This window comes from Pseudomonas sp. A-RE-19, from assembly GCF_019956555.1.
GTDB lineage: Bacteria > Pseudomonadota > Gammaproteobacteria > Pseudomonadales > Pseudomonadaceae > Aquipseudomonas.
In genome coordinates this window covers 130853-143406 of the sequence record NZ_JAHBDQ010000072.1, presented here as the reverse complement: position 1 = coordinate 143406, position 12554 = coordinate 130853, and the positions used below count along the sequence as shown (strand labels likewise).

General features: G+C 59.2%; 13 protein-coding genes. 5 read left to right on the top strand and 8 right to left on the bottom strand.

Going from position 1 to position 12554, the window contains the following annotated elements; all coding sequences use genetic code 11:
• The first annotated feature begins 138 nt into the window (after window positions 1-138).
• Both KGB14_RS28085 and KGB14_RS28080 read left to right on the top strand, forming a co-directional pair.
• Window positions 139-1083 (top strand): alpha/beta hydrolase, encoded by a 945-nt coding sequence (locus KGB14_RS28085; protein WP_223490884.1) that lies wholly within the window; start codon window positions 139-141, stop codon window positions 1081-1083.
• A gap of 43 nt (window positions 1084-1126) precedes the next feature.
• Window positions 1127-1597, top strand: a complete 471-nt coding sequence (locus KGB14_RS28080) for a MaoC family dehydratase (RefSeq protein ID WP_223490882.1) — start codon at window positions 1127-1129, stop codon at window positions 1595-1597.
• Between the two features lie 112 nt (window positions 1598-1709).
• Here the strand turns inward: KGB14_RS28080 and KGB14_RS28075 are convergent, their stop codons facing one another.
• On the bottom strand, window positions 1710-2177 hold the full coding sequence (locus tag KGB14_RS28075; RefSeq protein ID WP_223490879.1) for a PA2169 family four-helix-bundle protein: 468 nt from the start codon (window positions 2175-2177) through the stop codon (window positions 1710-1712).
• A 204-nt stretch (window positions 2178-2381) separates the two neighbouring features.
• Here KGB14_RS28075 and KGB14_RS28070 point away from each other — a divergent pair, with 204 nt between their 5' ends.
• Both KGB14_RS28070 and KGB14_RS28065 read left to right on the top strand, forming a co-directional pair.
• Window positions 2382-2618 (top strand): DUF3820 family protein, encoded by a 237-nt coding sequence (locus KGB14_RS28070; RefSeq protein WP_017340422.1) that lies wholly within the window; start codon window positions 2382-2384, stop codon window positions 2616-2618.
• A gap of 26 nt (window positions 2619-2644) precedes the next feature.
• Window positions 2645-3826 (top strand): aminotransferase class V-fold PLP-dependent enzyme, encoded by a 1182-nt coding sequence (locus KGB14_RS28065; RefSeq protein ID WP_223490870.1) that lies wholly within the window; start codon window positions 2645-2647, stop codon window positions 3824-3826.
• A 2-nt stretch (window positions 3827-3828) separates the two neighbouring features.
• Here KGB14_RS28065 and KGB14_RS28060 read toward each other — a convergent pair whose 3' ends face one another.
• From KGB14_RS28060 to zwf, 4 genes are all read right to left on the bottom strand, one after another.
• A complete protein-coding gene (locus KGB14_RS28060; protein WP_223490867.1) occupies window positions 3829-4554 on the bottom strand; it encodes an intradiol ring-cleavage dioxygenase in 726 nt (241 codons plus the stop codon).
• Window positions 4555-4815: 261 nt separating this feature from the next.
• Window positions 4816-5481: a bifunctional 4-hydroxy-2-oxoglutarate aldolase/2-dehydro-3-deoxy-phosphogluconate aldolase gene (locus tag KGB14_RS28055; protein WP_223490864.1), complete on the bottom strand. Its 666-nt coding sequence runs from the start codon at window positions 5479-5481 to the stop codon at window positions 4816-4818.
• A gap of 17 nt (window positions 5482-5498) precedes the next feature.
• Window positions 5499-6212, bottom strand: coding sequence for a 6-phosphogluconolactonase (gene pgl / locus KGB14_RS28050; protein WP_223490862.1), 714 nt, complete (start codon window positions 6210-6212; stop codon window positions 5499-5501).
• Window positions 6199-7668, bottom strand: a complete 1470-nt coding sequence (zwf, locus tag KGB14_RS28045; protein ID WP_223490860.1) for a glucose-6-phosphate dehydrogenase — start codon at window positions 7666-7668, stop codon at window positions 6199-6201. Before zwf ends, pgl begins: the two co-directional genes overlap by 14 nt.
• A 238-nt stretch (window positions 7669-7906) precedes the next feature.
• Here zwf and KGB14_RS28040 point away from each other — a divergent pair, with 238 nt between their 5' ends.
• Entirely contained in the window at window positions 7907-8767 is an 861-nt protein-coding gene (locus KGB14_RS28040; protein WP_223491072.1) for a MurR/RpiR family transcriptional regulator, read from the top strand.
• Between the two features lie 106 nt (window positions 8768-8873).
• Here KGB14_RS28040 and KGB14_RS28035 read toward each other — a convergent pair whose 3' ends face one another.
• From KGB14_RS28035 to KGB14_RS28025, 3 genes are all read right to left on the bottom strand, one after another.
• Complete coding sequence (locus KGB14_RS28035) at window positions 8874-9728, bottom strand: D-hexose-6-phosphate mutarotase (protein ID WP_223490859.1); 855 nt, start codon at window positions 9726-9728, stop codon at window positions 8874-8876.
• 117 nt (window positions 9729-9845) lie between these two features.
• Window positions 9846-11192, bottom strand: a complete 1347-nt coding sequence (locus KGB14_RS28030; RefSeq protein WP_223490857.1) for a carbohydrate porin — start codon at window positions 11190-11192, stop codon at window positions 9846-9848.
• A gap of 198 nt (window positions 11193-11390) precedes the next feature.
• Complete coding sequence (locus KGB14_RS28025; RefSeq protein ID WP_223490855.1) at window positions 11391-12551, bottom strand: ABC transporter ATP-binding protein; 1161 nt, start codon at window positions 12549-12551, stop codon at window positions 11391-11393.
• Window positions 12552-12554 lie beyond the last annotated feature (3 nt).

Below are 12554 nucleotides of genomic sequence, written 5' to 3'. Positions count from 1 at the left end.
CACGGTCGTCATTGATCGCGTGAATCTTGCTGCCCCGCCATGGCCTGATCAGACGGCAAGCGACGGGATGCGCTATACAATGCAGCGAGGCTGTTTCCCTCCTGGCAGCCCGCTGCCGCCCAACGCAAAGGAATCGCCATGATCCACGACACTTTCTGGCTGACCGCGAGTGACCGCAGCCGCTTCTTCGTCAATCAGTGGTTGCCGGCCGCACCGCTCAAGGCGGTGATCCTGCTGGCCCATGGCATGGCGGAACACAGCGGTCGCTACGACCGTCTGGCGCAAGCGTTCTGTGATCAGGATTACGGCGTCTATGCGCCGGACCTGCGTGGACATGGCAAAACTGCCGAAAACAGCACACTGGGCCACTTCGCCGACGATGATGGCTGGTGCAAAGTCGTCGGCGACCTGGCCAGCCTCAACCAACACATCGGCCAACAGCACCCCGGCGTGCCGATCGTGCTGCTGGGCCACAGCATGGGCAGCTACATCGCCCAGGCTTACTTGCTGCACCACAGCGCCAGCCTGCACGGGGCGATTCTCAGCGGTTCGAACTTCCAGCCGCTGCTGCTCTATCGCGTCGCACGGCTGATTGCTCGTCTGGAACGCCTGCGCCAAGGGCCCAAGGGTCGCAGTGCGCTGATCGAGTGGCTGTCGTTTGGTTCGTTCAACAAGAAATTCAAACCGGCGCGCACGTCGTTCGACTGGCTGAGCCGCGACCCGGCCGAAGTCGACAAGTACGCCAGCGACCCGCTCTGCGGCTTTCGTTGCACCAATCAATTGTGGATCGATTTGCTTGGCGGCTTGCAGCAAATCAGCAAAGCGTCCAATCTCGCCCAGATCGATCCGGGCCTGCCGCTGCTGGTGATCGGCGGCGAATGTGATCCGGTGAGCGAAGGCAAACGTCTTAAAGATCTGGCCCACGCCCTGCGCGACGCTGGCTGCCAGAGCCTGCAGCTGACTATTTACCCCCAGGCCCGGCATGAACTGTTCAATGAGAGCAACCGCGATGAAGTGATCGCCGACGTGCTGAACTGGATCGACCGGGCATTGAGTGCTCGCCGCCCCCCCAAAACCGAATAGTTTTTTTGTGGATTTTTTCAATTCGTTACAGGAATCGAGACAGATGACCCAGGTTACCAACACCCCTTACGAAGCCCTCGAAATCGGCCAGACCGCCAGCTACAGCAAGACTGTCGAAGAACGTGACATTCAGTTGTTCGCCGCGATGTCCGGCGACCACAACCCGGTGCATCTGGACGCCGAGTTCGCCGCAAGCACCATGTTCAAGGAGCGTATCGCCCACGGCATGTTCAGCGGCGCGTTGATCAGTGCAGCCGTGGCTTGCGAGTTGCCTGGGCCGGGGACTATCTATATCGGTCAGCAGATGAGTTTTCAAAAGCCGGTGAAGATTGGTGACACGCTGACCGTACGCCTGGAGATTCTCGAGAAGTTGCCGAAATTTCGTGTGCGTATCGCCACGCGAGTGTTCAACCAGCGCGATGAGTTGGTCGTGGATGGCGAAGCGGAGATTCTGGCACCGCGCAAGCAACAGACCGTGACGCTGCCAACCCTGCCGTCGATCAGCATCGGCTGATTTGCGATCCTTTGATCTTTCTTCGGCGACGTCAAAGCCATCAAAAGATCAATACAATCCCGAACATAAAAAAACGCCAGACTGGCTGGCGTTTTTGACAGATAACGAACGCTTACGAACGTGCGCGAGCCTGGTTACGCAAGGCTTTCACCTGATCGTGGTTGCGCTGCACGCCATGATACTGGCGTTCAACGATGTCACGAATGCTCATCAGGTTGTTCTTGTTGATTTTTTCCAGTGCTTCCTTGTAAGCCTTCAGCGCATGGTCTTCACCGCGTTCGGCTTCGTTCAGCACGGCCTCTTCATCCTTACCGGTGAACATCGCCTTCACGTCGACCCAGCGACGATGCAGATCGCCGCCGACACTGGTGGAGGTTTCCGGCTCACCGCCCAGGGAACGTACAGTGGCTTGCAACTCGGCAGCGGCAGCGGCGCAGTCGGCGGAGCGCTGAACGAACAGGGTTTTGAGTTCTGGATGTTTGATGTCTTCAGCGCAAGTCTTGAACCCTGCCTGACCGTCTTTACTGGTTTCAATCAGGTCGTTGAGTACAGAGATCGCTTCTTTGTTGATGTCGGTCATTTTTCAATTCCTTGCGGTTGATGAAAGATGCAATAAGTAGTTGCACCCTGCATGCCAGCCTTGAATTGATAATTTTTTACTTATATTTCAATTACTTAACATTAACTACGAATTCTGTATCCGCTTTTTTTGCATGAACTGTCATTTGGCCTGCATGCAGAATGCCTGTATTTTCCAGACTGTTTTGAATCACGACGACTGATGATGAATCCCGAAAAGCTCGAACTGCTGATTACCCGTCAAATGCCCTTCGGCAAATACAAGGGCCGCATCATCGCCGACCTGCCCGGTCAGTACCTGAACTGGTTCGCTCGCGAAGGTTTCCCTCACGGTGAACTGGGCGGTTTATTGGCCTTGATGCAGGAAATCGACCACAACGGCTTGTCGGAACTGCTTGAACCGCTGCGCGCTAAACACGGCAAACCCGCCCCTCGCCATTGACCCGCCCTTCCCTGACCGAGTAGCCCATGCCCGAAAATGCCCGCCGTGCCCGTGATGAAGTCTTTTGGCGGACCTATGCCGACCGCTACGCCGTCGAATCCGGTCCGATCAACCTGGAAAACGGGTACTTCGGGCGCATGTCGCGCACGGTGGTCGAGGAGTATCAGCGCAACATCGAGCTGATCAACCGCGGCAATTCCCTGCATGTGCGCCAGCGCTTCGAACAGGGCGAAAGTGTCGGGATTCGCGCTCAGGTGGCTGAGTTGATCGGTGCCCCCGCCGAAGCCGTTGCCCTCACTCGTAACGCCTCGGATGGCCTGCAATCGCTGATCCGCAACTACAACCGCCTGGAACCGGGCGATCAGGTCCTGCTGTGCGATCTGGAATACGACACGGTCAAGGGCGCGATGCGCTGGCTGGCCCGCTATCGAGGCGTGGAAGTGATCGAGATCGAACACCGGCACCCCGCCAGTTTCGACAGTTTACTGACCACTTACCGTGAAGCTTTCGTGCGTTATCCACGGCTGAAGCTCATGGCCCTGACCCATGTCACCCATCGCACCGGGCTGGTAATGCCCGTGCAGGCAATTGCCGCTGCCGCCAGGGAACACGGCATCGACGTGATTCTCGACGGCGCCCATGCCCTCGGCCAGATCGAGTTCAATCTCGATGAGCTGGGCATCGCCTTCGCCGGCTATAACCTGCACAAATGGATCGGTGCGCCGCTGACCCTGGGCTTCATTTACATCGCGCCCGAGCGCCTGGCCGACATCGACCCCGATATGGGCGAGATGCATTTCCCGATCACCGACATTCGCGCCCGCACGCCCTACAGCACGCCCAATATTCCAGCCCTGCTGACCCTGCCGCTGGTGTTCGAAGAACATCACGCCATGGGTGGGTCCGTCGCCAAGAGCGCGCGGCTCAACTACCTGCGCAACCGCTGGGTGAATGCCGTTCGGGCGTTACCGGGGATCGAAGTCATGACCCCGGATGATCCACGTCTGTATTGCGGCATCACCTCGATGCGCTTTACCGGTCATGCCGATCAACAGGCGATGGTCGAGCGCCTGCTCAACGACTACAACCTGTTTACCGTGGTACGCAGCGGCGCAGCCTGCGGCCCCTGCATCCGCATTACGCCGGGACTTACTACCACCGCAGCCGACGTGGATCTGCTGGCCAGGGCGCTGAGCGAATTGCGCTGACGTCACACGGTGTACTTGTCGAAGTCCTCGGGCTTGATCTGCGATGACAACGCAAACGTGTCGACACCGATGGTCATGCGGCCGAAAAAGCCGTCTTCATTCGAATCTCGACCGATGGCATGGACTTTCAAGATCGAGGCTTCACCCCCCATGCTCCGATAGTACTCATCCTGCTCGTTGTTCAACGCGCAGGTGCCACGCCCACGGTACTCGCGGGCATTGAGTACCGACCGCGAGGCCACCTCGGGAAAGTACAGTTGGCCGACCCAGGCGACATGCCGCTCTTCCAGATAGTTGTTGCCGGCCGTGATTCGTACCGCCACGTGAATATGCAAGGCGCGGCCGGCATAAAAACCCGGGTAGATGGTGGTAAATCGCACCACGCCCAGGTGATCGGTAAATTGCCCGCCGCGCAGGTAAGTATCGTCATCGGTGCGCGGGATCGAACCGATGGCATCGACGTCGACTTCCTTATCCGGGTCGACCTTGCTCCAGCCCGAATACGTCCCGCGCGCGTTGCAATGCCAGATATCGACCACAGCCCCGTTAACCGGTTGACCGGTCATCGCATCGACGACCGTCAGCCGCAGCACCAGGGGAATGCCATCCATGCCTTCGCTGATGTTTCGTCTGATCAGTTTCGGGTTTCGAAAATACGGACCGGCGACCTGTTCGGGTGACAGTTGGTAAACCGGTGATGGCGATGCGATTGCGGTGTTGTCGTCCATGATGTTCTCTCTTCCGTAAGATGAACGCAGGTTAACGCTGGACGAGCGGCGAGATGCGGTAACTATGTATCGCATGATGTCCTGTGGGAGCGGGCTTGCTCGCGAAGGCGGTCGGACAGTCAACATCTGCATTGAATGTGACGGCCCCTTCGCGAGCAAGCCCGCTCCCACAGTTTTTTTTGGCAAAAAAAAACGGCGCGCCGACCAAGCGCACCGTAAAGCCGTAGAACACACAACGAAGTGTTTGGTAAATCCGGTTAATCAGTCCAGCAGGGCCAATGCCTCGGCGGTGCACTCCTGGATGCGGGCCCAGTCGCCGTTCTTGATCCACTCGGGGTCAAGCATCCAGCTACCGCCCACGCACATCACGTTTTTCAACGCCATGTAGCTCTTGATGTTGGCTGGGCTGACGCCGCCGGTCGGGCAGAATTTAACTTCGCCGAACGGGCCGCCCAAGGCTTTGATGGCCGCGACGCCGCCGCTGACTTCCGCCGGGAACAGCTTGAAGCGGCGATAACCCAAGCTATAGCCTTCCATGATGCCGGAGGCGTTGCTGATGCCCGGCAACAGCGGGATCGGGCTGTCGACACTGGCTTCGAGCAGGTCACGGGTGATGCCCGGCGTGACGATGAATTGCGAACCGGCCGCTTCGGCAGCGGCCAGCATGCTGCGATCAAGCACGGTGCCGGCACCGGTCACCAGCTCTGGACGCTTCTCGCGCAGGATCTGGATCGCCTTGAGACCGAACTGCGAACGCAGGGTCACTTCCAGCGCCGTCAGGCCACCGGCCGCCAGGGCGTCGGCCAACGGCAGGACGTCCTGTTCACGCGCGATGGTGATCACCGGCAGGATCCGCGCCTTGGCGCAAAGGCTGTCGATCAGGGCAACTTTGTCCGCCATGGAAACGGTCGGGGATGTGTTTGTCATAGCGGCTGATCCTTGGTTCATGGGCACCAGTAAATCTCTAACGTAGGTTGCAGAAACGCCCGAATCGGCATGACGGCGACATCATCACCGGCCAGTGCGGCATTCAGGGTGGTCAGCTTGGACTGACCGGAAATCGATAGAACGGTGTGCTTCGCCGAGGCCAGCAGCGCGCGACTCATGGTCAGGCGCTGACGGGGCACGGTTGGCGCCAGCATCGGCCAGCAGCGACGGCTGCCGTCAACTTTCAAGGCATCGGCCAGGTTCGGGCTGTTGGGGAACAGCGAAGCGGTGTGACCGTCGTCGCCCATACCCAGTACCAGCACGTCAATCGACGGCAACTCGGCGAGCAAGCGATCAGCCTGCTCGGCGGCCTGTTCCAGATTGGCGGTGGCACTGTAGAGGCTCAGGAACTGGGCCTTGGCCGCCGGGCCTTGCAACAGGTAACGCTTGAGCAGACCGGCATTGCTGTCGGCATGTTCCACCGGTACCCAGCGCTCGTCAGCCAGGCTGACCACTACTTTCGACCAGTCCAGCGCCTGCTTGGCCAGGTGCTGGAAAAACGCCACCGGGCTGCGCCCACCGGACACCACCAGCGTCGCGGCGCCTTGTGCGGCAATCGCGTCGCTCAGTTGTTTGGCCACCGCCAATGCCAGGCCTTCGGCCAGCAGCACCGGGCTTTTGAACTCATGGGCGCTGACGCCCTGAGGCAGTTTCAATTCAGATATCGCCATACCACGACCTCCCGTCCCGCGTGATCAGTGCAATGGAGCTCATCGGCCCCCAGGACCCGGCCGCGTACGGCTTGGGCGCATCACCGGACTTTTTCCACCCGGCGATTAACTGGTCACACCACTTCCACGCGGCTTCGATTTCATCTTTACGGACAAACAGATTCTGATTGCCGCGCATTACTTCCAGCAACAACCGCTCGTAGGCGTCAGGAATCCGCGCGCTGCGATAGGTGTCGGAAAAATTCAGCTGCAACGGACCGCTGCGCAGCTGCATGCCCTTGTCCAGGCCTTGTTCTTTGGTCATCACGCGCAAGGAAATGCCTTCGTCCGGTTGCAGGCGAATGATCAGCTTGTTGCTGATCTGCAAGCGCTGCTCGGGGGCGAAGATGTAGTGCGACGGTTCCTTGAAGTGGATGACGATCTGCGACAGCTTCTGCGGCATGCGCTTGCCGGTCCGCAGGTAGAACGGCACGCCGGCCCAGCGCCAGTTGCGGATGTCGGCACGCAGGGCGACGAAGGTTTCGGTGTCGCTCTGGGTGTTGGAATTAGGTTCCTCCAGATAGCCCGGCACCGATTTGCCTTCGCTGTGGCCGGCGATGTACTGGCCGCGCACCACTTGCGTGGTCAGGCCTTCCGGGCTGATCGGCGCCAGCGCCTTGAGGACTTTGACTTTCTCATCGCGAATGCTGTCCGCGGACAGGTCGGCCGGCGGGTCCATGGCGATCAGGCAGAGCAATTGCAGCAGGTGATTCTGGATCATGTCCCGCAGCTGGCCAGCCTTGTCGAAATAACCCCAACGACCTTCGATCCCGACCTGCTCGGCCACGGTGATTTCCACGTGGGAGATGTAATTCTGGTTCCACTGGGTTTCGAACAGGCTGTTGGCGAAACGCAGGGCGATCAGGTTTTGTACGGTCTCTTTACCCAGGTAGTGGTCGATGCGGTAGGTGCGGTTCTCGGGGAAGAACTGCGCCACGGCGTCGTTGACCTTGCGCGAGGATTCCAGGTCCGAACCGATGGGTTTTTCCAGCACTACGCGGGTGTTTTCGGTCAGGCCGACCTTCGACAGGTTCTCGCAAATGGCGCCGTAAACCGCCGCCGGCGTGGCGAAGTAGGCAATCACCCGTTGGGCGCTGCCAGCCTGCTCGGCCAGGGCGACGTAATCGTCAGCCTTGAGGAAGTCGACGTGCAAGTAGCTCAAACGGGCCAGGAAGCGCTCAAGCACCGCTTCATCCAGCTCTTTGGCACCGACGTAGCGGCGCAGCTCGGCGGTGATGAATGCCAGATGCTGCTGCTCGCTGCCAGGTTCACGGGCCAGCGCGATAATGCGCGTATCCTCATGAAGCAGGCCGGCGCCATCGAGTTGATAAAGGGCAGGAAATAGTTTGCGCAGGGCCAGATCGCCGAGAGCGCCGAACAAGGCAAAGGTGCACGGTTCAACCGTAATCGAAGGCATGATGTTTGTTCTTTTATCAAGTTAAGCTACAAATACCTTTTTTCAAGGCATCACTCAAGGGAAAATGTAGTAATAACCACAACATTTTCGCAAAATACAGATTCCGAGTGGTGGACGGTCGGAGCCATCAGTAGGATAGGCCACCGTTACGGGCCCGATCAAAGTCCCAATTTGCATAGCCGGGGCCCTTTTTGCATTGCTCTCATGTTTGCGGAGCTAAGGAACATATATGGACCGCGTGCGAAATTTACTGGAACAGATCCAGAGTCGCCTTGAAGACCTGAACAAGGCAGAACGCAAAGTCGCCGAAGTGATCCTGCTCAACCCAGAGCAGGCCACCCGGTTCAGCATTGCCGCCCTCGCCCAGGCCTCTAAAGTCAGCGAGCCGACGGTCAACCGTTTCTGCCGTTCGTTTGGCGTTAGCGGCTACCCGGAACTCAAGCTTCAATTGGCCCAAAGCCTGGCCAGCGGCGCGGCGTATGTCAGCCGTGCGGTCGAGGCCGACGATAATCCGGAGGCCTATACCAAAAAGATTTTCGGCAGCGCCATCGCTTCTTTGGACAGTGCATTACAGGCGCTTGACCCGAACCTGATCAGCCGCGCCGTCGACCTGTTGATCCAGGCCCGGCAAATCCACTTCTTCGGCCTCGGCGCCTCGGCCCCGGTGGCGCTGGATGCGCAGCACAAGTTCTTCCGCTTTAACCTGGCGGTGACCGCCCATGCCGACGTGCTGATGCAGCGCATGATTGCGTCGGTGGCGCACACCGGCGAGTTGTTCGTGATCATTTCCTACACCGGCCGCACCCGCGAACTGGTGGAAGTGGCGCGTATTGCCCGGGAAAACGGCGCTTCGGTGCTGGGCCTGACGGCCGAGGGTTCGCCGCTGGCCAAGGCCAGCACTCTGAGCCTGAACATTCCACTGCCGGAAGACACCGACATCTATATGCCGATGACATCACGGATCATTCAGCTGACCGTGCTCGATGTGCTCGCCACCGGCATGACCCTGCGCCGAGGCGTGGATTTCCAGCCGCATTTGCGCAAGATCAAGGAAAGCCTCAATGCCAGTCGGTATCCGATTGGGGATGAGTTTAATTAAGCCTTAAAAGATCGCAGCCTCGCTTCGCTCGACAGCTCCTACAGATTTACGCCGATCCCTTGTAGGAGCTGTCGAGCGAAGCGAGGCTGCGATCTTTTGATCTTTCCTAAACCCCAACCCGCGCCTGCAAACTCAAATGCGCCCGCTCCCCGGGTGCCAGGCACAGGCTGTCGGTGCCGCCACTGGCCGCTTCCACACAGACGAACTCTAAAACCTCGCTCCAGCTCACGCCCAGCAACGGCCGCGAGCCTGGATGCCAGACCACCGTGTCCGCATGGTCACCAGTGTCGATACACAATTGCCGCTGCCAGGCGTGGTCCTTGAGCTGCAATTCGCCGTCATGCTGGAACACGCGCTGACAACCACCGTCGACCCGCAACTCACCTTCCTGCTGGCACACCTGGCGATTCAACTGGTCGTAGCCCTGCGCGCCGTCGAGCCCAGACAGCGCTACCTCACCCACATCACCAATACGCCAATAGGCGTGCAACGCCTGACTCAACTGGCACGGCATGTCGTCCTGATGCTCGGTGCTCAGGTGCAAATCCATGCGTTCGCCCAAGTGCGCGCGCAAGTCCACTTGCCAGTCGCACAGCTGTAACTGCCAGTGCAGGTGCACGCCATCGTCGTCACTGCTGCTGTCGAGCAGTTTCCAGTCGAGCAAACGCGCCCAGCCGTGGGAGGGCCAGGCGTTTTCGCTGGGATGACGGCCATACCACGGCCAGCACACCGGCACGCCACCGCGAATCGCACCGACATGCGGCCACTTTGCCGCGCACCACAGCCAGGGTTTCTGACCCTTCGGCTGGAAGTGCAGCAACTGCGCGCCCTGACGACTGAACACCGCCTGACACAGCGGATGGTCAATCACCAGCACGTCGCGCATCTGGTAGCGCTCCCACGCAAACACCGGACGTTCGCGCAAGGATTTGAAGAAGCGTTGTAGCGGATGCTCAAGCATGTACCACGGTCCCGAAAATCATCTGTTGCCAGGGGTGTGCTGCCCCCCCAAAAAAAAGCGGACAGCCTTGGCCGTCCGCAAAAATGCGCACATAGAGAGGAGCTTATCGCAACAGCGTTAGAACACCGACTGAATTTTCAGACCGGCCACCAGAGCATTGTCGACTTCATCCACACCGCCCGGGTGAGTGACGTATTGCAGGTTAGGACGCACGGTCAACCAGTTGGTAACGTGGAAGCCGTAGTTGATCTCGTAGTTGTACTCGGTAGTACGCAGCGGCGAGAACAGCGGATCTTCGTAGTCGCTGACGCCATTGGAGGCGTTGACCAATTCGGCGTTTTTCTTCACGTCATCGTTGACATGGATACGGGCGAAACCGATACCGACGTCATCTTTAGGACGTGCATCGAACGGCCCCTTGTACACAAACATCAGCGACTGGTAGTTGTCGACGAAGTTGGTGTCCTTGTCGTGGAAGGTGGCGTTGGCCGCGATGTTCAGACCGCGTGAAGCATCGCCGTTGTGGGTGGTGAGTTGTTGCTGCGCCACAAACCAGTAGCCATGCTTGCTGTCATGGCTGCGATAGGCATTGCCTGTGGTCGCTGCATCGTTGCCGTTGTCGTCTTTACGGACGTCATCGGCGTCGGCAGTGCTCTTGTAGTAACCGACACGGTATTCGCCCGGCAGGTTGTTGACCTTCGGTGACCAGACCAATTCAACCGGCAAGACGGTGCCCTTGGTACCACTGCCGCTGAGCTTGAAGCCGTTACCGTGCTCCAGTTGCGATGGGTTCTGGTTGTACGCGCCGATTTGCGCATAGAACTCAGGCGTGATGTTGTACTTCACGCGAACCGCCGCCTGCATGACCGGCCAGTTGTACCAGATACCGGTCGCCCAGTTACCCGCCTGGGAACCGCAGAACGCCAGGTTCTGGAACTCGCAAGGGAAGGTGTTGAAGTCTTCGCCTTCGCCGAAGTAACCGGCCTTGACGTCCAGTTTACCGTCGAGGAACTGGTGCTTGATCCACAGTTGGGTCAGACGGACCATATGGCCACGGCCGTAGACTTCCTGGGAGGAGCTCAACGTGCCGGCACGCGGGTCGCCGACACGGTCATTGGAGATGTTCTGACCGTTACGGTTGGTGAGCTGGATTTTCGCCTGGGTGTTATCCCAGCCCCACAGCTTTTGCAGGTCCAGCGCCACGCCCAGGCCAAACTGGTCGGCGTAACGCGCCGTCTTGTCATCGTTGTAGCCGCCATGCAGGTTGCCGCCCACTTCACCGACGTAGTCGGCCTTGATGTCGATACCTTGCTCGATCAGCTTGGTCCGCTCGCCGCCCCAATCACCGGTCATCCACTGCGAGTCGGCGCTGAACGCGTCAGCCGCGTGCACGCTACCCGCCAGCATCATTGCCGCAACGGCTGACAATTGGCAGATAAGCTGAGCGTTGTTGTTCTTCTTCATTCCCTACATCCTCGTCTTTATTGTTATTAACTGTTTTTATCTAACGCGGTTTACATCGATTGCGACGCACGACAGTCCGGACGCCACGGATTCCCCCTGTGGGAGCGAGCCTGCTCGCGATAGCGGTGTATCGGTCGACATCGATGTTGAATGTCAGTCCGTCATCGCGAGCAGGCTCGCTCCCACATTTTTTGATCTTCAGCGGCCTTTGAACTGCGCCACGTTGGCGCTGTGGGCCTCGGTCTTTGGCTGGCCCGCTACCCCCAGACGCTCACCGGTCTTGGCATCGAACAGCAGCACTTTCGATGGATCGAATTGCAGGGTCAGGGTTTCGCCCACGGCCGGCGCAACGTCCGGTGCCAAGCGGCAGCAGACTTTGGTGTCGTTGAGGTTGACGAATACCAGAGTGTCGGGACCGGTCGGTTCGGTGACCTGCACTTCGGCGCGAATGGTCGGCAAACCGTTCGGCTCGCCGTTCGCCAGCACGATCTGCTCCGGGCGCATGCCGAGGATCACTTCGCGGTCTTCGAGCCCGGCGTCCTGCATGCCCAGCGGCAATTCGCAGCGCGCCTGACCACTGTCGAGCAGTGCCACCAGACGACCGTCCTTGCGTTGCAGACGCAGGGGGATGAAGTTCATCGGCGGCGAACCGATGAAGCTCGCCACGAACAGGTTGGCCGGGTTGTTGTAGATGTCTTTCGGCGTGCCGAACTGCTGAATGATCCCGTCCTTCATCACCGCCACTTTGTCGCCCAGGGTCATGGCTTCGATCTGGTCGTGAGTCACGTAGACCGTGGTGGTTTTCAGGCGCTGGTGCATCAGTTTCATTTCGGTGCGCATCTCGACCCGCAGCTTGGCGTCGAGGTTGGACAGCGGTTCATCGAACAGGTAGATCTTCGGCCGCCGCGCCAGCGCCCGGCCCATCGCCACGCGCTGTTGCTGACCACCGGAGAGTTGGCCGGGTTTGCGGCTGAGCAGGTGTTCGATTTGCAGCAGCTTGGCCACGCGAGCGACTTCTTCGTCGATTTCGGCGGTGGGCATTTTGCGAATTTTCAGGCCGAACGCGATGTTGTCGCGCACGCTCATGGTCGGGTACAGCGCGTAGGACTGGAACACCATGGCGATGTCACGATCTTTCGGGCTCATGCCGCTGATGTCGGCGTCGTCCACCAGGATCGCCCCGCCGCTGATGTTTTCCAGACCCGCGATGCAGTTCATCAACGTGGATTTGCCGCAGCCCGACGGGCCGACCAGGATCAGGAACTCACCGTCATCGATCTTCAGTTCGATGTTTTTCAGGGTGTCCGGCAAACCGGCGCCGTAGGTTTTATTGACGTTGCGTAATTCGAGAGTTGCCATGTT

What these genes read in the sequence shown, in the direction of transcription:
- KGB14_RS28085 (WP_223490884.1), top strand. Translation starts at nt 139, where the DNA reads ATGATCCACGACACTTTCTGGCTGACCGCGAGTGACCGCAGCCGCTTC.
- KGB14_RS28080 (WP_223490882.1), top strand. Translation starts at nt 1,127, where the DNA reads ATGACCCAGGTTACCAACACCCCTTACGAAGCCCTCGAAATCGGCCAG.
- KGB14_RS28075 (WP_223490879.1), bottom strand. Translation starts at nt 2,177, where the DNA reads ATGACCGACATCAACAAAGAAGCGATCTCTGTACTCAACGACCTGATT.
- KGB14_RS28070 (WP_017340422.1), top strand. Translation starts at nt 2,382, where the DNA reads ATGAATCCCGAAAAGCTCGAACTGCTGATTACCCGTCAAATGCCCTTC.
- KGB14_RS28065 (WP_223490870.1), top strand. Translation starts at nt 2,645, where the DNA reads ATGCCCGAAAATGCCCGCCGTGCCCGTGATGAAGTCTTTTGGCGGACC.
- KGB14_RS28060 (WP_223490867.1), bottom strand. Translation starts at nt 4,554, where the DNA reads ATGGACGACAACACCGCAATCGCATCGCCATCACCGGTTTACCAACTG.
- KGB14_RS28055 (WP_223490864.1), bottom strand. Translation starts at nt 5,481, where the DNA reads ATGACAAACACATCCCCGACCGTTTCCATGGCGGACAAAGTTGCCCTG.
- pgl (WP_223490862.1), bottom strand. Translation starts at nt 6,212, where the DNA reads ATGGCGATATCTGAATTGAAACTGCCTCAGGGCGTCAGCGCCCATGAG.
- zwf (WP_223490860.1), bottom strand. Translation starts at nt 7,668, where the DNA reads ATGCCTTCGATTACGGTTGAACCGTGCACCTTTGCCTTGTTCGGCGCT.
- KGB14_RS28035 (WP_223490859.1), bottom strand. Translation starts at nt 9,728, where the DNA reads ATGCTTGAGCATCCGCTACAACGCTTCTTCAAATCCTTGCGCGAACGT.
- KGB14_RS28030 (WP_223490857.1), bottom strand. Translation starts at nt 11,192, where the DNA reads ATGAAGAAGAACAACAACGCTCAGCTTATCTGCCAATTGTCAGCCGTT.
- KGB14_RS28025 (WP_223490855.1), bottom strand. Translation starts at nt 12,551, where the DNA reads ATGGCAACTCTCGAATTACGCAACGTCAATAAAACCTACGGCGCCGGT.